Here is a 19,407-nt window from a genome sequence, read left to right as displayed (position 1 = left end):
GTCGCGGGCGAGCGCCATGATGGCACTCGCCGGTCAACGGTATTGGAGGAAGACGTTGTCTCGCCCGAACTGGTCACGCAGAGCCTGAATCAACGCATCTGCCGGATCGATTCGCCAGGTCTCGCCAAACTGCAGCAAGGTCTTCGCATCCGGGCTGGTGTACTCCATGGTCACCGGGCACGCGCCGCGGTGACGCTTGAGCAAATCCCCCAACCAGCGTAGCTGATCGCCTTTCAGATCCTGGGTTTGCAGCTTCAGACGCAAGCTCTCGGCAAGGTTGGTGCGCGCATCTTCCATACTCATCACACGCTTGACCCGCAGGCGCAGGCCGCCGGAGAAGTCGTCGTTGCTGACTTCGCCTTCGACCACCACCATCGCATCGGTCTGCAACAGCGATTGCGCCGAATGGAACGCATCGGCAAACAGCGACGCCTCGATGCGCCCCGAGCGGTCGTCGAGGGTGATGAAGCCCATCTTGTCGCCCTTCTTGTTCTTCATCACCCGCAGGGCAATGATCATCCCCGCGATGGTCTGGGTATCGCGGGCCGGTTTCAGGTCGATGATGCGCTGACGGGCGAAACGGCGGATCTCGCCTTCGTATTCGTCGATCGGGTGACCGGTCAGGTACAGGCCCAAGGTATCTTTCTCTCCCTTGAGGCGCTCCTTGAGAGTCAACTCCTTGGCCTTGCGATGCACTGCATAAACATCGGCATCTTCTTCGACGAACAGCCCGCCAAACAGGTCGGCGTGGCCGCTGTCGTGAGTGCGCGCGGTCTGTTCGGCGGATTTGATCGCCTCTTCCATTGCCGCCAGCAACACCGCGCGATTGCGGTCGATGTTGGCCTGATAAGCCTTTTGCTCTTCATGGAAGTACGGGCCGAGACGATCCAGCGCACCGCTGCGGATCAAACCGTCCAGAGTGCGCTTGTTGATGCGTTTGAGGTCGACCCGGGCGCAGAAATCGAACAGATCCTTGAACGGCCCGTTCGCGCGCGCCTCAGTGATCGCCTCGACTGGCCCCTCGCCCACACCCTTGATCGCGCCGAGACCATAAATGATGCGGCCTTCGTCGTTCACCGTGAACTTGAATTCCGAAGTATTCACATCCGGCGCGTCGAGACGCAGCTTCATGGTGCGAATTTCTTCGATCAAGGTCACGACCTTGTCGGTATTGTGCATGTCCGCCGACAGTACCGCGGCCATGAACGGCGCCGGGTAGTGGGTTTTCAGCCAGGCGGTCTGGTAAGAGACCAAGCCGTAAGCGGCAGAGTGAGACTTGTTGAAACCGTAACCGGCGAATTTTTCCACCAGGTCGAAAATGTTACCGGCGAGGTCGGCTTCGATATTGTTGGTCTTGCAACCTTCAATGAAACCGCCGCGCTGCTTGGCCATCTCTTCGGGCTTTTTCTTACCCATCGCCCGGCGCAGCATGTCCGCACCGCCGAGGGTGTAGCCGGCCATGACCTGGGCAATCTGCATCACCTGTTCCTGATACAGGATGATGCCGTAGGTCGGCGCCAATACTGGCTTGAGGCCTTCGTACTGGTAGTCGGAGTGCGGATACGCCAGCTCGGCGCGACCGTGCTTACGGTTGATAAAGTCATCAACCATGCCGGACTGCAACGGGCCCGGACGGAATAGGGCCACCAGTGCGATCAAGTCTTCCAGGCAGTCGGGCTTGAGCTTTTTGATCAGCTCTTTCATGCCACGGGATTCAAGCTGGAACACCGCCGTGGTTTCCGCTTTTTGCAGCAGCGTGTACGTCGGTTTGTCGTCGAGCGGGATGAACGCAATGTCCAGCGGCGGCTCGTCGACCTTGGCGCGGTCGCGGTTGATGGTCTTCAGTGCCCAGTCGATCACCGTCAGCGTCCGCAGACCGAGGAAGTCGAACTTCACCAGACCGGCCGCTTCAACATCGTCCTTGTCGAACTGGGTTACCAGACCGTCACCGGCCTCGTCGCAATAGATCGGCGAGAAGTCGGTCAGCTTGGTCGGGGCGATAACCACACCACCGGCGTGTTTACCGACGTTACGCACGACGCCTTCGAGCTTGCGCGCCATCTCCCAGATTTCTGCGGCTTCTTCATCGACCTTGATGAAGTCACGGAGGATTTCTTCCTGCTCGTAGGCTTTTTCCAGGGTCATGCCGACTTCGAACGGAATCATCTTCGACAGACGATCCGCCAGGCCGTAGGACTTGCCCTGCACCCGCGCCACGTCGCGCACCACAGCTTTGGCGGCCATGGAACCGAAGGTGATGATCTGGCTTACCGCGTTGCGTCCGTATTTCTCGGCCACGTAGTCGATCACGCGGTCACGACCGTCCATGCAGAAGTCGACGTCGAAGTCGGGCATCGATACCCGTTCCGGGTTAAGGAAACGTTCGAACAGCAGGTCGTATTCCAGCGGGTCGAGGTCGGTGATCTTCTGCACGTAGGCCACCAGCGATCCGGCACCCGAACCACGGCCCGGGCCTACCGGTACGCCGTTGCTCTTGGCCCACTGGATAAAGTCCATAACGATCAGGAAGTAACCGGGGAAGCCCATCTGGATGATGATATCCAGCTCGAAATTCAAGCGATCGACGTAGACCTGACGCTTGGCTTCGTAGTCTTCGGTGGTGTCCTTGGGCAGCAGCACTGCCAGGCGTTCTTCGAGGCCGTCGAAGGAGACTTTGCGGAAATACTCGTCGATGGTCATGCCATCGGGGATCGGGAAGTTGGGCAGGAAGTGCGTGCCCAGTTTCACTTCGATGTTGCAGCGTTTGGCGATTTCGACGGTGTTTTCAATCGCGTCGGGAATATCGCTGAACAGCTCGATCATTTCCTCGGCGCTTTTCAGGTATTGCTGATCGCTGTAATTCTTCGACCGGCGCGGATCGTCGAGGGCGCGCCCCTCACCGATGCACACGCGGGTTTCGTGGGCGGCGAAGTCTTCCTGCTTGATGAAACGCACATCGTTGCTCGCCACCAAAGGCGCGCCGAGCTTGTCGGCAAGGGCCACGGCACCGTGCAGTTGCTCTTCATCGTTGGGGCGGTTGGTGCGCTGGATTTCCAGATAGAAACGATCCGGGAACACCGTCATCCACTCGCGCGCCAAGGTTTCGGCTTCAGCCGGGTTGCCACCGATCAGGGCCATGCCGATCTCGCCTTCTTTGGCGGCGGACAGCATGATCAGGCCTTCATTGGCTTCGGCAACCCACTGGCGCTCGATGATGATCATGCCGTTGCGCTGGCCTTCGATAAAGCCGCGCGAGATCAACTCGGTGAGGTTGCGATAGCCCTTGGCGTTCATCACCAACAAGCTGAGACGGCTCAGCGGCGCGTCCGGGTCTTTGTTCGACAGCCACAGGTCGGCGCCGCAGATCGGCTTGATCCCGGCGCCCATGGTGTTTTTATAGAATTTGACCAGGGAACACATGTTGTTCTGGTCGGTGACCGCGACCGCCGGCATGTTCATGGCGGTCAGCGCCTTGACCAGCGGCTTGATCCGTACCAGCCCGTCGACCAGCGAGTATTCAGTGTGCAGGCGTAGATGAACGAATGAAGCCGGCATAGTGATCCTGTCCAGTTACATGGAAACAACAAGGCCCGGATTGTACCGGGCCTCGAACAAAACATCAGCCTTGCGACTAAACCTGCGAGAGGCCTTCCAGCGCTTCATAAGCCTGACGTACCGGGGCGAACGAGCGCCGGTGAATCGGCGTCGGGCCAAGCCGCACCAACGCTTCCAGATGAACGGGCGTCGGGTAGCCTTTATGGCCGCCGATGCCGTAACCCGGGTAGATCAATTCGAATGCGGCCATTTCACGGTCACGGCTGACCTTGGCCAGAATCGACGCGGCGGCGATGGCCGGTACCTTGCCGTCACCCTGCACCACGGCTTCGGCGCGCATCGGCAGTTGCGGGCAGCGGTTACCGTCGATCATCGCCAGTTTCGGCTGGATGTGCAGGCCAGCTACCGCGCGCTGCATGGCGAGCATGGTCGCGTGCAAAATATTCAGCTCGTCGATTTCTTCGACTTCGGCGCGAGCAATGCACCAGCTCAGGGATTTCTCGATGATTTCGTCGTAGAGCTTTTCGCGCTTGGCTTCGGTGAGTTTTTTCGAGTCGTTGAGACCGAGGATCGGCCGGTTCGGGTCGAGGATCACCGCTGCTGTCACCACGGCACCGCACAACGGGCCACGACCGACTTCATCGACACCGGCGACCAACTCTTCGACTTCGGCGACCAGAGTAAAGTCCAGGCCCATCTGCATGCTTGTCTTGCTCATTATTTTTGACCGATCAGGTTAAGGACGGCGTCCGCCGCCTGATTGGAGGCATCCCGGCGCAGCGTGCGGTGGATCTCGTCGAAACCACGAGTCTGCTCTTCGCCACCTTCGATCAGCGGCGACAGGGTCTGCGCCAGTGCTTCGACTGTCGCATCATCCTGCAACAGTTCTGGCACCAGCAAACGCTGAGCGAGCAGGTTCGGCAGCGACACATACGGGCTCTTGACCATGCGCTTGAGAATCCAGAACGTCAGCGGCGCCAGGCGGTAAGCCACCACCATTGGCCGCTTGTACAGCAATGCTTCGAGGGTGGCGGTGCCGGAGGCGATCAACACCGCATTGCACGCGGCCAGGGCCAGATGCGACTTGCCGTCGAGCAGGGTCACCGGCAGATCGCGGCCGGCGAGCAACTCTTCCAGTTGCACGCGACGTTCCGGATTGGCACAAGGAATGACAAAGCGCACACCTGGGCGCATGGCGCGCAGACGTTCGGCGGTGTCGAGGAACAGCCCACCCAACCGGGACACTTCGCCGCCACGGCTGCCGGGCATCAACGCCACCAGCGGCCCGTCGGGTAGGCCCAACTCGGAGCGCGCCGCAGCGCGATCGGCTTCCAGGGGAATGGTATCGGCCAGCGTGTGCCCGACGAACCGGACTGGCACGCCTTTCTCTTCGTAGAATTTCGCTTCGAACGGCAGCAGCGTCAGCATCAGATCGCAGCCTTCGCGGATCTTCAGCACCCGCTTCTGGCGCCACGCCCACACCGACGGGCTGACGTAATGCACGGTCTTGATCCCGGCCTGACGCAGCTTCAGTTCGATGTTGAGATTGAAATCCGGTGCGTCGATACCGATGAACACATCCGGTTTCTCGGCGATCAGCATGGCGATCAGGTCTTTGCGGCGCTTGAGCAACTCACGCAGGCGACCAAGAACTTCCACCAGGCCCATGACCGACAAGCGCTCCATGGGAAAGTAAGAAGTCAGGCCTTCAGCCTGCATCAACGGACCGCCGACGCCGATGAACTCGACCGCCGGATGCTGCGCCTTGAGGGCGCGCATGAGACCGGCGCCGAGAATGTCACCGGAAGCTTCACCCGCCACCAGCGCGATACGCAGATTGGCCATGATCAGCGAGTGATGCCGCGAGTCGACGACTGGATGGAGTCACGGAATATCGCGACTTCCGGGAACTGTGCCGCCGGCTCGACCAGCTCAGCCAGTGCCTGCTCGACCGTCAGACCCTGGCGGTAGACGGTTTTGTAGGCGCGACGCAGGGTGTGGATGGCGTCTTCGCTGAAACCGCGACGACGCATGCCTTCGAAGTTCATGCTGCGCGCTTCTGCCGGGTTGCCAAACACGGTAACGAACGCCGGAACGTCCTTGCCGATGGCGGTGCCCATGCCGGAAAAGCTGTGCGCGCCGATGTGGCAATACTGGTGAACCAGGGTAAAACCGGAGAGGATCGCCCAGTCATCAACGTGCACATGGCCAGCCAACGCCGTGTTGTTGACCAGAATGCAGTTGTTGCCAATGACGCTGTCGTGACCGATGTGGGCATAGGCCATGATCAGGTTGTGATCACCCAGGGTGGTTTCCGAGCGGTCCTGCACGGTGCCACGGTGAATGGTCACGCCTTCGCGGATGACGTTGTGGTCACCGATGACCAGACGGGTTTCTTCACCTTTGTATTTCAGATCGGGCGTGTCTTCGCCTACCGAGGAAAACTGGTAGATGCGATTGTGCTTGCCGATACGCGTCGGGCCTTTGAGGATTACATGCGGCCCGATCACGGTCCCCTCGCCGATTTCCACACCTGCGCCGATGATCGACCACGGGCCGACCTCGACGCCGTCAGCCAGTACGGCCGACGGATCGATGATTGCGCGAGGGTCAATCAAACTCATAGCTTGCGTTCCGCACAGATGATTTCAGCCGAGCAGACCGGCTTGCCGTCGACCGAGGCCTGGCATTCGAACTTCCAGATCTGACGCTTGCAACTGATGAACTTGGCTTCCAGGATCAACTGGTCGCCCGGCAACACAGGCTGGCGGAAGCGCAGCTTGTCGGAACCGACGAAGTAGTAAAGCGTGCCGTCGGCAGGCTTCACATCAAGCATTTTGAAACCGAGGATCCCGGCAGCCTGAGCCATCGCTTCGATGATCAGTACGCCCGGCATGATTGGATGCGCCGGGAAGTGACCATTGAAGAACGGTTCATTGATGCTGACATTCTTGTAGGCGCGAATGCGCTTGCCTTCAGTGTCCAGTTCCACCACCCGGTCCACCAGCAGGAACGGGTAACGGTGAGGCAGGTATTCGCGAATCTCGTTGATGTCCATCATTTCGGGGGGAAGCCTATGTAAAGATTGGGAGCGCGACTGACGCGCACTCCTCTAGCAAATCAAGGAGGCAGTCTAGAGGCTGTGCACACTTGATATGGAAATGGTATCAGCCATCTGATGAAGCATTGCCGTCAGGGGTCACTTCCCCTACGCGCTTTTCCAGCTGTTTCAAACGTCGCGCGATGTCATCGAGCTGACGAATGCGGGCCGCGCTTTTGCGCCATTCGGCCGCTGGTTGCATGGCTGTGCCGGAAGAATAGGCGCCTGGCTCGGTAATCGAGTGCGTCACCATGGTCATCCCGGTGAGGAAAACGTTGTCGCAAATATCAATGTGGCCAACCAGCCCTACACCACCGGCGAGCATGCAATGCTTGCCGATTTTGGTGCTGCCGGAAATGCCGACACACGCGGCCATGGCGGTGTGATCACCGACCTGGACGTTGTGCGCAATCTGGATCTGATTGTCGAGCTTCACGCCATTGCCGATCACGGTATCGGCGAGCGCACCGCGGTCGATCGCGGTATTCACGCCAATCTCGACATCGTCACCGATGGTCACGCCACCGATCTGGGCGATTTTCTGCCAGATGCCTTTTTCGTTGGCAAAACCGAAACCTTCGCCGCCGAGCACTGCACCGGACTGGATAACCACACGCTTGCCGATGCGTACGTCGTGATACAGCGTAACGCGCGGCGCGAGCCAGCCGCCTTCGCCGACTTCACTGCGCGCGCCGATGAAGCAATGCGCACCCAAGGTCACGTTCGCCGCGATCCGCGCACCGGCCTCGATCACCACGAATGGGCCGATGCTGGCGGTTGGATCAACCACGGCATCAGGCGCAATCACCGCAGACGAGTGGATACCCGCCGCTGCTTTTGGCTTTGGATCGAACAGGTGGGAGATACGCGCGTAAGCCAGGTAAGGATCAGGCACCACCAATGCATTACCGGCAAAACCTTCGGCATCGGCCTCTTTGAGCAGCAATGCAGCTGCCTGCGAGCCCGCCAGGTATTTGCGATATTGAGGGTTTGCCAGAAAGCTCAACTGAGCTGGGCCAGCCTCTTGCAAAGTGGCTAGCCCAGTAATTTGCTTCTCCGGGTCGCCACGCAGGGTGGCGCCGAGGAACTCGGCCAATTGGCCGAGTTTGATAGTCACGGTCATGGGTTACTTCAGCTGATTCATGCGCTCGATAACCTGGCGCGTGATGTCGTACTGAGGTTTGACATCGATCACTGCGCCACGCTCGAACACCAGGTCAAAACCACCTTTCTTGATGACTTCTTCCACTGCGCTATCCAGTTTCGGCTTCAGTTGCTTGAGCATTTCGCGGTCGGCAACGGCTTTGGCTTCGTTCAGCTCTTTGGACTGGAACTGGAAGTCACGGGCCTTTTGCTTGAATTCCAGCTCCAGACGCTCACGTTCGCCTTGCTGCATCTTGTCGCCACCGGCCATCAGACGGTCCTGAATGCCTTTGGCGCTGCTTTCCAGGGTCTTCAGTTTGGTCAGTTGCGGGCCGAATTTTTTCTCGGCATCGACGGCGTACTTCTTCGCCGCGTCAGATTCCAGCAAAGCCATCTGATAGTTCAGAACGGCGATTTTCATGTCGGCAAATGCCGGGCCTGCCACCATCAAGGAGGCCAGGAGAACCAATTGAGTCAACTTACGCACGATGCACTCCTACAAAATCCATTGTCGTTATCTTGGGTCAGACGCTTAGAACGTCTGGCCGAGGGAGAATTGGAACACTTGAGTTTCAGCGTCATCCGGTTTCTTGATCGGCATGGCCAACGCGAAGCTCAGAGGACCCAGTGCGGTGACCCAGGTCACACCCACACCCACGGAACTTGCCATGTTGCTCAGGCTGATGTCGTTGCACTTGGTGTTCGACGTCGAGCCGTTGGCATTGGTAGTGTCCTTGCACTGCGAGTCAAATACGTTACCCACATCCCAGAATACCGAAGTACGCAGGGAACGCTGATCCTTGACGAATGGCAGCGGGAACAGAACCTCGACACCACCTTGGATCAGGACATTACCGCCGAACGGCAGTGGATCCTGGTCCGGGTCAGCCAGCGTACCCGGGTTGGTGCCTCGGCTTGGTGTACTACGCGGGCCGAGGGTGCTGTCCTTGAAGCCACGAACCGAGTTGAAACCACCAGCATAGTAGTTTTCATAGAACGGCAAGCCGTCAGTCGAACCGTAACCGTCGCCATAACCCAGCTCGGTGTGCAGACGCAGGGTGTAGTTCTCGGTGATCGGCTGGAACAGCTGACCGCGGTAATCAAGTTTGTAGAACGACAGGTCGCTGCCCGGAATGGTGGTTTCCAGGGTCAGGCTCTGGGAACGACCACGGGTCGGCAATACACCTTTGTTCAGGGTCGACTCGGACCAGCCGGCCGAAGCCTTGAAGTTCAGGTACTTGTCGCCTTCCTTGTTAACGAAGTCGAAAATCTCGTCAACGGTGTAAGTACCGGTCTTGATCTCGTCCTGTTGCGCGGACAGACCGAAGGTCAGGCGCGAAGTCTCGCTGATCGGGTAGCCGATGTTGACACCGGCACCCAGGCTGTCTACCGCATAGCTTGCTACGTCGACATCGAGGTCTTTGTAGTCGGTGGTGCGATAGAACGCGTTGTAGCCCAGGCTCACGCCATCGGCGGTCCAGTACGGGTCAACGTAGCCAAAGTTGTAACGGCTCTGGTATTCGCTTCGGGTCAGACCGACGCTGACGCGGTTACCGGTACCGAGGAAGTTGTTCTGGGTGATCGAACCACCGAGTATCAGACCGGCACTCTGGGCGAAACCGACACTGGCGGTAATCGAACCGGAAGCCTGCTCTTCAACGGCGTAGTTCACGTCCACCTGGTCGTCGACACCTGGCACAGCCGGGGTTTCGACGTTGACTTCCTTAAAGAAGCCCAGACGCTCAAGACGGGTCTTGGATTGGTCGATCAGGTAGGTCGAAGCCCAGCCGCCTTCCATCTGACGCATTTCACGACGCAGCACTTCGTCTTCCGACTTGGTGTTGCCACGGAAGTTGATACGGTTGACGTAAGCGCGCTTGCCCGGATCGACAGCAAACAGGATGTCGACGGTGTGGTCGTCATCGTGTGGCTGAGGCACGCCATTGACGTTGGCGAAGGTGTAACCCTCGTTACCCAGACGACGGGTGATCAGTTCGGACGTGGTAGTCATCAGCTTGCGCGAGAACACCTGGCCTTTCTGCACCAGCAACAGCGACTTGACCTGGTCTTCAGGGACTTTCAGATCACCGCTGAGTTTGACGTCACGAACGGTGTACTTCTCGCCTTCGGTCACGTTGACGGTGATGTAGACGTGTTTCTTGTCCGGGGTGATGGACACCTGGGTCGAAGCGATATCCATGTTGATATAGCCACGGTCCAGGTAGTAGGAACGCAGACGCTCCAGGTCACCAGACAGTTTTTCACGGGCGTACTTGTCATCGTTCTTGAAGAACGACAGCCAGTTGGTGGTTTTCAGTTCGAACAGGTCGGTCAGGTCTTCCTCGGGGAAAACCGTGTTGCCCACCACGTTGATGTGCTGAATGGCCGCAACGGTGCCTTCGTTGATCTTCACTTTCAGACCAACGCGGTTACGCGGCTGCGATACCACTTCGGTATCGACGGTAGCCGAATAGCGGCCTTGCGCGACGTACTGACGTTGCAGTTCGTTACGCACGCCTTCGAGGGTGGCACGCTGGAAGATCTCGCCTTCGGAGAGACCGGATTGCTTGAGGCCCTTCATCAGGTCTTCAGTGGAGATCGCCTTGTTACCTTCGATCTCGATACTGGCGACGGATGGGCGCTCGACAACCGTGATTACCAGAACGTTGCCTTCGCGGCCCAGCTGGATATCTTGAAAGAAACCGGTTTTGAACAACGCACGAGTGGATTCCACCAGGCGACGATCATCCGCCTGCTCGCCGACGTTCAACGGCAAGGCACCAAAGACACTACCCGCGGAGACCCGCTGGAGGCCATTGACGCGAATATCAGAGATAGTGAAGGACTCGGCGTGAACTTCGGCGATCATCAATACGGTGAGAACCGCAGTTAGCAGCAGACGTTTCATGAAGTCCTTTCTTATTCCAACTGGCAATAAACAAACTGCCGCAAAATGCGGCAGATTCGCAATTCAGCGAAGCGTTACAGTCGACCCAGATCGTTGACCAGAGCAAGCAACATCACCCCGACCACCAAACTGATACCGATCTGTATCCCCCAACCTTGCACCCGATCCGACAAGGGACGACCACGCGCCCACTCGATCAGATAAAACAACAAATGCCCCCCATCCAGTACAGGAATGGGCAGCAAATTCAGAACGCCCAGGCTAATACTCAGATAAGCAAGGAAATTCAGGAAATCAGCGACGCCCGACTGGGCAGAAGCGCCCGCCACTTTAGCAATGGTTATCGGTCCACTCAAGTTTTTTACCGAGAGCTCGCCGAAGAGCATTTTCTTCAGTGAATCCAGCGTCAGGATGCTCATGGTCCAAGTGCGACGGGCACCCTCGCCAATCGCGGCCAAAGGCCCGTAACTGACCTCGCGGATCATCTCCGGTGGCCAGTCGACAGCTTTTACACCGGCGCCCAGATATCCGCTTGGCGACTTGCTTTCACCGCGCGCCGCCAGGGTTACCGGGACGTCGATTTGAGCACCGTCGCGCTCGATGCGCAGCATGATTTTGGTATCAGGACGCGTACGAACGGTATCGACCACCTGCTGCCAGTCATTCAGCGCCTGACCATCAAGGGCGAGCAGGCGATCACCGGTTTTCAGACCGGCCGCTTGCGCCGGGCCTTTCGGATCAAGTTCGGCAAGTACCGGCGGCAGGGCCGGACGCCACGGCCGAATCCCCAGCGAGCGAATCGGATCCGGCTCATCGGCACCTTTGAGCCAGTGATCCAGCGCCAGCTCGCGCGGCGAATCTGCGGTGGAACCTTGTTCACGCACGACCAGTTGCAGCGAGCCGCTCTCGCCCAGCCGGCGCACCAGCTGCAAATTCACGGCGGCCCAACCGGTAGTCGGCTCACCATCGATGGCGACGATTTCCTGGCCGGAAGTCAGACCGGCCTTGGCGGCGATGCTGCCGGACTCGACTGCTCCGATGACCGGGCGGATCTGCTCGCTGCCGAGCATGGCCAGCACCCAGAAGAACACCAGGGCCAACAGAAAGTTGGCGATGGGACCTGCGGCAACAATGGCGATACGCTGACGTACCGACTTGCGATTGAACGACTGATCCAGCTGATCGACCGGCACTTCGCCTTCGCGCTCATCGAGCATCTTGACGTAGCCGCCCAACGGGATCGCGGCAACGACGAACTCGGTGCCTTGCTTGTCGCGCCAGCGTAGCAGCGGCATGCCGAAGCCTACGGAAAAACGCAGAACCTTGACGCCACAGCGACGCGCGACCCAGAAGTGGCCGAATTCGTGAAAAGTGACCAGCACTCCCAAGGCGATCAGGGTGCCGGCAATCATATAGAGCGCGCTCATCTACTTTCTCCGCAATCCTGTTCAGTACCGCGTGTAGCCATTGTGTTGCAAAACTTATCGGCCGTGACGACTCAACCACTGTTCAGCCAGCACTCGCGCTTTCGCGTCCGCCGTGAACACCGCATCGAGATCATCCAGTGCAACCACCGGCTCGAGATTCAAGACTTCCTCGATGATACTCGCGATTTCCGGGTAACGAACCCGTCCGTCGAGAAACGCTGCCACAGCGACTTCGTTGGCCGCATTCAACATGGCCGGTGCGCTGTCGCCTGCTTCAGCAGCTTGACGAGCCAGACGCAGACACGGAAAGCGCTCTTCATCCGGCGCTTCGAAATCCAGCCGGGCAATCGCAAACAGATCCAGCGGCGCAACACCGGAGTCGATGCGCTCCGGCCACGCCAGAGCATTGGCAATCGGTGTGCGCATATCGGGGTTACCCAATTGCGCCAACACCGAACCGTCCACGTAATCGACCAGCGAATGAATCACGCTCTGCGGGTGAATCACCACTTCGACCTGCGCAGGCTTGGCATCGAACAACCAGCAGGCCTCGATCAGCTCAAGCCCTTTGTTCATCATGCTCGCCGAATCCACGGAGATCTTGCGCCCCATGGACCAGTTCGGATGCGCGCAGGCCTGATCAGGTGAAACATGTTCCAGCTCGGCCATCGGCGTCTGCCGGAAAGGGCCGCCGGAAGCTGTCAGCAAAATCCGCCGCACACCTACCGAACTCAATCCGCGCGCAAAATCCTGCGGCATGCACTGGAAAATCGCGTTGTGCTCGCTATCGATCGGCAGCAGCACCGAACCGCTTTTACGCACGGCCTGCATGAACAAGGCGCCAGACATCACCAGCGCTTCCTTGTTGGCGAGAAGAATCTTCTTGCCCGCCTCGACCGCTGCCAGCGTTGGACGCAAACCAGCGGCACCGACGATGGCCGCCATGACCGCATCGACCTCAGGGGCCGCCGCGACCTGACACAAGCCCTCTTCCCCGACCAGCACGCGGGTCGGCAACCCGGCCGCCCGCAAGTCATCCTGCAGGCTGCGCGCCGCTTCTGCTTGCGGGACCACCGCGTACTGCGGCACATGACGCAGGCACAAGGCGAACAACTCACTCAGTCGCGTGAACCCGCTCAGCGCAAAAACCTGATAACGCTCAGGGTGACGCGCGATGACATCAAGGGTGCTCAAGCCGATCGAGCCGGTTGCCCCCAGAACAGTGATCTGCTGTGGGCGGCTCAAGGTGCAGCCATCCACAGCAATACTGCGAATACCGGAATGGCCGCCGTCAGGCTGTCGATACGATCGAGCACGCCGCCATGGCCGGGCAGCAGGTTACTGCTGTCCTTGATGCCGGACTGACGCTTGAACATGCTTTCAGTGAGGTCGCCCACCACCGAAATGAACACGATCAGTGCAGCGCCGATCAGCCCCTTGAGCAACTCGGCCACCGTCCAGTCGCGCACCAGGCCGACAATCGCGGTAATCACCAGACTCAGAGCGAGGCCACCATAGACACCTTCCCAGCTTTTACCGGGACTGACGTGTGGCGCCAGCTTGCGCTTGCCGAAGGCCCGGCCGGAAAAGTACGCACCGATGTCCGCGCCCCAGACCAGCACCATCACCGCCATGATCAGCCAGTTACCCAGCGGGTACTGCTTGATCTGCACCAGACCTTGCCAGGCCGGCAGCAGAATCAACAGACCAATGACCAGTTTGGTCGCGGCACTGGACCAGTGCTCACTCGAGCGCGGATAGGTCAGCACCAGCCAGGTCGCCACCGCCCACCACAACACGGACGCACCCAACACCCATGGCGCAAGGCCGGGCAGGATGTACATGACGAACAGCATGAGGGCGACCACGGCGGCAAAGCCGACACGGAAGGTTTGCGCGGTAAAACCTGCCAGGCGTGCCCATTCCCAGGCACCCAGACTCACGACCAGACCGATGAACAGCGCAAAGCCCGAGCCTTCGAGCAGGAAAAACCCGCACAAGGCGATCGGCAGCAGGATCAGTGCAGTAATGATTCGTTGTTTAAGCATTAAACCCGGGCTCCAGCTTCGATCTGCTCGCTCGTTTTACCGAAGCGACGTTGACGCGAAGCGTAATCGGCCAGCGCATTGCGCATGGCATCGTGTTTGAAGTCCGGCCAGAACAGGTCGGAGAAGTACAACTCGGCGTAAGCCAGTTGCCACAGCAGGAAGTTGCTGATGCGATGCTCGCCGCCCGTGCGAATGCACAGGTCAGGCAGCGGCAGGTCACCGGTCGCCAGACAGGTTTGCAACAGGTCCGGCGTGATGTCCTCCGGACGCAGATGCCCGGCCTGAACTTCGCGCGCCAGGCGCTGCGCAGCCTGGGCAATATCCCACTGACCGCCGTAATTGGCAGCGATCTGCAGGACAAAGCGATTGGCACCGACGGTCATCGCTTCAGCTTCGCGCATCGCTGCCTGAAGCTCAGGATGGAAGCGCGAGCGATCACCGATGATGCGCAGGCTGATGTTGTTGTCGTTGAGGCGCTTGGCCTCACGACGCAACGCCTTGAAGAACAGATCCATCAAGGCGCTGACCTCATCGGCCGGGCGCTGCCAGTTTTCACTGGAAAAGGCGAACAGGGTCAGCACTTCGACCTTGGCCTCAGCGCAGACCTCAATTACCGCACGCACGGCATCCACGCCCGCTTTATGCCCGGCGACACCTGGCATAAAGCGTTTTTTAGCCCAGCGATTGTTACCATCCATGATGATCGCGACATGGCGCGGCACCGCGGACGGCGCAGTCTGCTTGGTCTTGTCCATTAAAAACTCGACCCTTAAACGGCCATCAGATCCGCTTCTTTTTGCTTGGTAGCCGTGTCGATATCAGCCTCTGCCTTGTCGGTCAGTTTCTGGATATCGGCAGCAGCACGACGCTCTTCGTCTTCGCTGATTTCTTTGTCCTTAACCAGCTTCTTCAGCTCGCCCAGGGCATCACGACGAATATTGCGCACGGCAACACGAGCGTCTTCAGCAGCACTGCGCGCCTGCTTGGTGAAGCCCTTGCGGGTTTCCTCAGTCAGGGCAGGCATGGAGATCAGCAGCAATTCGCCCAGGTTGGTCGGATTGAGGTTCAGGCCAGCGCTCTGGATTGCCTTGTCGACCGCCGCGAGCATGTTGCGCTCGAAAGCCACGACTTGCAGGGTGCGCGAGTCTTTTACAGTGATGTTGGCCACTTGGGTGATGGAGGTGTCTGCGCCGTAGTACGGCACCATCACGCTGCCCAGGATGCTTGGGTGAGCCTTGCCGGTACGAATCTGGCCGAATGCATGGGCCAGAGAGTCCAGGGATTTTTGCATGCGCTCTTGAGCGTCTTTTTTGATTTCGTTGATCATTGTTGACCTTCCTCGATCAGGGTGCCTTCAGCGCCGCCATGGACGATGTTCAGCAGGGCACCAGGCTTGTTCATGTTGAATACGCGCAGCGGCATCTTGTGGTCGCGGCACAGGCAGATAGCTGTCAGGTCCATTACACCCAGCTTGCGATCCAGTACTTCATCATAAGTCAGATGATCGAACTTCTCGGCATGCGGATCTTTGAACGGGTCAGCGGTGTAGACGCCATCGACCTTGGTCGCTTTGAGCACGACATCGGCATCGATTTCGATTGCACGCAGGCAGGCTGCCGAATCCGTGGTGAAGAACGGATTACCGGTACCGGCCGCGAAAATCACCACGTCCTTGGAGTTCAGGTGGCGCATGGCTTTGCGGCGATCGTAGTGATCGGTCACGCCGACCATGGAAATCGCCGACATGACGATGGCCGAGATATTGGCACGTTCCAGCGCGTCGCGCATGGCCAGGGCGTTCATCACAGTGGCCAGCATGCCCATGTGGTCGCCCGTAACCCGATCCATACCGGCTTTGCTCAAGGCTTCGCCACGGAACAGGTTGCCGCCGCCGATCACCAGACCGACCTGAACGCCGATGCCGACCAGTTGGCCGACTTCCAGCGCCATGCGATCCAATACCTTTGGATCAATCCCGAACTCTTCCGAGCCCATCAGGGCCTCGCCGCTAAGCTTGAGTAGAATGCGTTTATAGCGAGCCTGATAACCACTGCCCTGCTGAGCCATTGCGAATCTCTCCTGCGGCGTATTTAAAATTCTTTGCGAGCTGTTTACAGCTGGCGTTCACTCTAGCTTGGCGCTGCTTCAGCGCCATCGGAACATGGCTTTGTAAGTCAGTTCCAAGTGGAAACCAATAAAAAATTGGCAACCCCATCTGAAAAGAGGCTGCGCGCGTAAGCGGGCAGCCTCTTTCGGGCGACAGTTGAAAAACCGTCTTATTGCTTGGCGGCAGCCAGCTGGGCAGCAACTTCTTCAGCGAAGTTGTCGACCGGCTTCTCGATGCCTTCGCCTACTTTGAAGTAGGTGAAGGAAACGATTTCAGCACCGGCTTTCTTGGCCAGTTCGCCAACCTTGATTTCAGGGTTCTTGACGAACGCCTGCTCAACCAGGCTTGCTTCAGCCAGGAACTTGCTGATACGGCCTTTGACCATATTTTCAACAATGTTTTCTGGCTTGCCTTTGATTTTTTCTTCGTTCAGCTGCAGGAACACAGCTTTTTCGCGCTCGATAGCTTCAGCCGAAACTTCCGATGGCAGCAGGAACTCAGGGTTGCTGGCCGCTACGTGCATAGCGATGTCTTTGGCCAGTTCAACGTTGCCGCCTTTCAGAACAACTGCAACACCGATCTTGTTGCCGTGCAGGTAGCCACCAACAACGTCGCCTTCTACGCGAACCAGACGACGGATGTTGACGTTTTCGCCAACCTTGCCGACCAGTACCAGGCGAGCAGCTTCTTGAGCTTCGATCAGTGGAGCAACATCAGTCAGCTTGTCAGCGAAGGCTTTTTCGATGCTTTCAGCAACGAATGCCTTGAAGTCGTCCTGCAGAGCCAGGAAGTCGGTCTGCGAGTTCACTTCCAGCAGAACAGCAGATTTGCCGTCTTCTTTCAGAGCGATGGCGCCTTCAGCGGCAACGTTGCCAGCTTTTTTGGCAGCCTTGATTGCGCCCGAAGCACGCATGTCATCAATGGCTTTTTCGATGTCGCCGTCAGCCTTTTCCAGGGCTTTCTTGCAATCCATCATGCCTTCGCCGGTACGCTCGCGCAGTTCTTTAACCAACGCTGCAGTAATTGCTGCCATTTTCAAATTCCTCTTGGATAGGTTTTCAACCATTCCACCCGATCGAACGGGCGTTCAATTCGTCCCGAACCCCACCTTGTAGCTGCTGCACGTTACAGAAGCTGTAGCTGCGCCGCCGACAAATGGTTTTCGAGGTGGCAAAAAGGGGGCCAAGCCCCCTTTTTGCTTACTGAGTCAACGCCAGGGCGTTAATTACTCAGCTGCAGCCTGAGTTTCTTCAGCTGCGAATTCTACAGTGCCGCCGGCAACATTGTTGCGACCACGGATAACTGCGTCAGCCATCGAACCCATGTACAGCTGGATAGCGCGGATTGCGTCATCGTTGCCTGGGATGATGTAGTCAACGCCTTCCGGGCTGCTGTTGGTATCGACAACGCCGATTACCGGGATGCCCAGCTTGTTGGCTTCGGTGATCGCGATGCGCTCGTGGTCAACGTCGATCACGAACAGTGCGTCTGGCAGACCGCCCATATCCTTGATGCCGCCCAGCGAACGATCCAGCTTCTCAAGATCACGAGTGCGCATCAGCGCTTCTTTCTTGGTCAGCTTGGCGAAAGTACCGTCTTCGGCTTGAACTTCAAGGTCACGCAGACGCTTGATGGAAGCACGAATGGTTTTGAAGTTGGTCAGCATGCCGCCCAACCAGCGGTGATCGACGTACGGCGAACCGCAACGTGCTGCTTCTTCAGCAACGATCTTGCCAGCGGAACGCTTGGTGCCGACGAACAGAATCTTGTTTTTGCCCTGGGCCAGACGCTCTACGAAAGTCAGAGCTTCGTTGAACATTGGCAGGGTTTTTTCAAGGTTGATGATGTGAATCTTGTTACGCGCGCCGAAAATGTACTTACCCATTTTCGGATTCCAGTAACGGGTTTGGTGACCGAAGTGCACACCGGCCTTCAGCATATCGCGCATATTGACTTGGGACATGATAGTTCCTTAATAAGTCGGGTTTGGCCTCCACGTATCCCAATGACCAACCAGTGGCATAAAGCCAAAAGCACCCAGGTCATCGTGTCGACACGTGTGTGGATTTAAGCCTTTCGGGGTATCCCCGGAAAGCGGCGCATTTTATACCACAGGGTGCGCAGAAACGGAACCCGAAATCTGTATTCGCACCAAGGACATGGGCGCAGCCCCCTTGGAATCGGCCCCGAACGCACCATTGTATAGAGAGAAGCGATGCACGCAGGCACTGAATTGCGCCGTGCGTCTGTTAGAATCGCGTTTTTCAGGGTCGCAAAACGCACACCTGCCACCCTATTCGTATCAGCAAGCGCCGCCGAGCGCAGAGAGAGCCTGTATGACCGTCAACCTCAAAACCCCCGAGGACATCGCTGGCATGCGTGTCGCCGGCAAACTGGCCGCCGATGTGCTGGAAATGATTGCCGAACACGTCAAACCGGGCATCACCACCGATGAGCTGAACCAGATCTGCCACGACTACATCGTCAACGTGCAGCAAGCCATCCCTGCCCCGCTCAACTACAAGGGCTACCCGAAGTCGATCTGCACTTCGATCAACCATGTGGTCTGCCACGGCATCCCGAACGACAAGCCGCTGAAAAACGGCGACACCCTGAACATCGACGTTACCGTGATCAAAGACGGTTACCACGGCGACACCAGCCGCATGTTCCACGTCGGCGAAGTACCGGTGTGGGCCGAGCGCCTGTCGCAGATCACTCAGGAATGCATGTACAAGGCGATCGAGATCGTCAAACCCGGCTGCCGCCTTGGCGACATCGGCGAAGTGATCCAGAAGCACGCGGAAAAGAACGGTTTCTCGGTGGTCCGCGAGTTCTGCGGTCACGGCATCGGCAAGGTTTTCCACGAAGAGCCGCAGATTTTGCACTACGGCCGCGCTGGCACCGGCATGGAACTGAAGGCCGGCATGACCTTCACCATCGAGCCGATGATCAACCAGGGCAAGGCCGACACCAAAGTATTGGGCGACGGCTGGACCGCGATCACCAAGGACCGCAAGCTCTCGGCACAGTGGGAACACACCCTGCTGGTGACCGATACCGGCTACGAGATCTTCACCCTGCGCGCCGACGACACCATCGCGCGCATCTCGGCCTGA

17 protein-coding genes are annotated in these 19,407 nt (G+C 58.3%); 1 reads left to right on the top strand and 16 read right to left on the bottom strand.

What is annotated here, in order from left to right:
* Nucleotides 1-33: 33 nt before the first annotated feature.
* The 16 genes from dnaE to rpsB all read right to left on the bottom strand — a co-directional run bounded on the left by dnaE (nt 34) and on the right by rpsB (nt 18,251).
* Nucleotides 34-3,555 carry a DNA polymerase III subunit alpha gene (gene dnaE, locus C2E19_RS07110; protein ID WP_129389817.1) on the bottom strand — a complete coding sequence of 1,174 codons (3,522 nt, stop codon included), beginning with the start codon at nt 3,553-3,555 and terminating at the stop codon, nt 34-36.
* 76 nt (nt 3,556-3,631) lie between these two features.
* A complete protein-coding gene (gene rnhB, locus C2E19_RS07105; protein WP_129396097.1) occupies nt 3,632-4,258 on the bottom strand; it encodes a ribonuclease HII in 627 nt (208 codons plus the stop codon).
* A gap of 14 nt (nt 4,259-4,272) precedes the next feature.
* Nucleotides 4,273-5,400, bottom strand: coding sequence for a lipid-A-disaccharide synthase (gene lpxB / locus C2E19_RS07100; RefSeq protein ID WP_129389814.1), 1,128 nt, complete (start codon nt 5,398-5,400; stop codon nt 4,273-4,275).
* Between the two features lie 2 nt (nt 5,401-5,402).
* Nucleotides 5,403-6,179, bottom strand: a complete 777-nt coding sequence (gene lpxA, locus C2E19_RS07095; protein WP_122591364.1) for an acyl-ACP--UDP-N-acetylglucosamine O-acyltransferase — start codon at nt 6,177-6,179, stop codon at nt 5,403-5,405.
* A complete protein-coding gene (fabZ, locus tag C2E19_RS07090) occupies nt 6,176-6,616 on the bottom strand; it encodes a 3-hydroxyacyl-ACP dehydratase FabZ (RefSeq protein WP_003222142.1) in 441 nt (146 codons plus the stop codon). Before fabZ ends, lpxA begins: the two co-directional genes overlap by 4 nt.
* Before the next feature lie 106 nt (nt 6,617-6,722).
* The gene (lpxD, locus tag C2E19_RS07085) at nt 6,723-7,778 is read right to left on the bottom strand and encodes a UDP-3-O-(3-hydroxymyristoyl)glucosamine N-acyltransferase (protein WP_129389811.1); all 1,056 of its coding nucleotides are present in this window, start codon (nt 7,776-7,778) and stop codon (nt 6,723-6,725) included.
* A gap of 3 nt (nt 7,779-7,781) precedes the next feature.
* Nucleotides 7,782-8,285 (bottom strand): OmpH family outer membrane protein, encoded by a 504-nt coding sequence (locus C2E19_RS07080; protein WP_007908849.1) that lies wholly within the window; start codon nt 8,283-8,285, stop codon nt 7,782-7,784.
* 45 nt (nt 8,286-8,330) lie between these two features.
* Nucleotides 8,331-10,706 (bottom strand): outer membrane protein assembly factor BamA, encoded by a 2,376-nt coding sequence (gene bamA / locus C2E19_RS07075; protein ID WP_129389808.1) that lies wholly within the window; start codon nt 10,704-10,706, stop codon nt 8,331-8,333.
* Nucleotides 10,707-10,780: 74 nt separating this feature from the next.
* The gene (rseP, locus tag C2E19_RS07070) at nt 10,781-12,133 is read right to left on the bottom strand and encodes a sigma E protease regulator RseP (protein WP_129389805.1); all 1,353 of its coding nucleotides are present in this window, start codon (nt 12,131-12,133) and stop codon (nt 10,781-10,783) included.
* Nucleotides 12,134-12,187: 54 nt separating this feature from the next.
* Nucleotides 12,188-13,378, bottom strand: coding sequence for a 1-deoxy-D-xylulose-5-phosphate reductoisomerase (gene ispC, locus C2E19_RS07065; RefSeq protein ID WP_129389802.1), 1,191 nt, complete (start codon nt 13,376-13,378; stop codon nt 12,188-12,190).
* Nucleotides 13,375-14,181 carry a phosphatidate cytidylyltransferase gene (locus C2E19_RS07060; RefSeq protein WP_129389798.1) on the bottom strand — a complete coding sequence of 269 codons (807 nt, stop codon included), beginning with the start codon at nt 14,179-14,181 and terminating at the stop codon, nt 13,375-13,377. The genes ispC and C2E19_RS07060 overlap by 4 nt, the downstream gene beginning before the upstream one ends.
* Nucleotides 14,181-14,936 (bottom strand): polyprenyl diphosphate synthase, encoded by a 756-nt coding sequence (uppS, locus tag C2E19_RS07055; RefSeq protein WP_129389795.1) that lies wholly within the window; start codon nt 14,934-14,936, stop codon nt 14,181-14,183. The genes C2E19_RS07060 and uppS overlap by 1 nt, the downstream gene beginning before the upstream one ends.
* A 14-nt stretch (nt 14,937-14,950) precedes the next feature.
* Entirely contained in the window at nt 14,951-15,508 is a 558-nt protein-coding gene (gene frr, locus C2E19_RS07050; protein ID WP_007908855.1) for a ribosome recycling factor, read from the bottom strand.
* Nucleotides 15,505-16,248, bottom strand: a complete 744-nt coding sequence (gene pyrH / locus C2E19_RS07045; RefSeq protein WP_003222124.1) for a UMP kinase — start codon at nt 16,246-16,248, stop codon at nt 15,505-15,507. Before pyrH ends, frr begins: the two co-directional genes overlap by 4 nt.
* Before the next feature lie 209 nt (nt 16,249-16,457).
* Nucleotides 16,458-17,321: a translation elongation factor Ts gene (gene tsf / locus C2E19_RS07040; protein WP_007908856.1), complete on the bottom strand. Its 864-nt coding sequence runs from the start codon at nt 17,319-17,321 to the stop codon at nt 16,458-16,460.
* A gap of 192 nt (nt 17,322-17,513) precedes the next feature.
* Nucleotides 17,514-18,251 carry a 30S ribosomal protein S2 gene (gene rpsB / locus C2E19_RS07035; RefSeq protein WP_008052780.1) on the bottom strand — a complete coding sequence of 246 codons (738 nt, stop codon included), beginning with the start codon at nt 18,249-18,251 and terminating at the stop codon, nt 17,514-17,516.
* 373 nt (nt 18,252-18,624) lie between these two features.
* On the opposite strand from rpsB, the gene map reads away from it, so the two are divergent.
* On the top strand, nt 18,625-19,407 hold the full coding sequence (gene map, locus C2E19_RS07030) for a type I methionyl aminopeptidase (RefSeq protein ID WP_129389792.1): 783 nt from the start codon (nt 18,625-18,627) through the stop codon (nt 19,405-19,407).

The sequence above is a fragment of the Pseudomonas sp. DTU12.3 genome (assembly GCF_004124275.1).
Taxonomy (GTDB): domain Bacteria; phylum Pseudomonadota; class Gammaproteobacteria; order Pseudomonadales; family Pseudomonadaceae; genus Aquipseudomonas; species Aquipseudomonas helmanticensis.
This window is presented reverse-complemented; position numbering and strand designations above follow the sequence as displayed.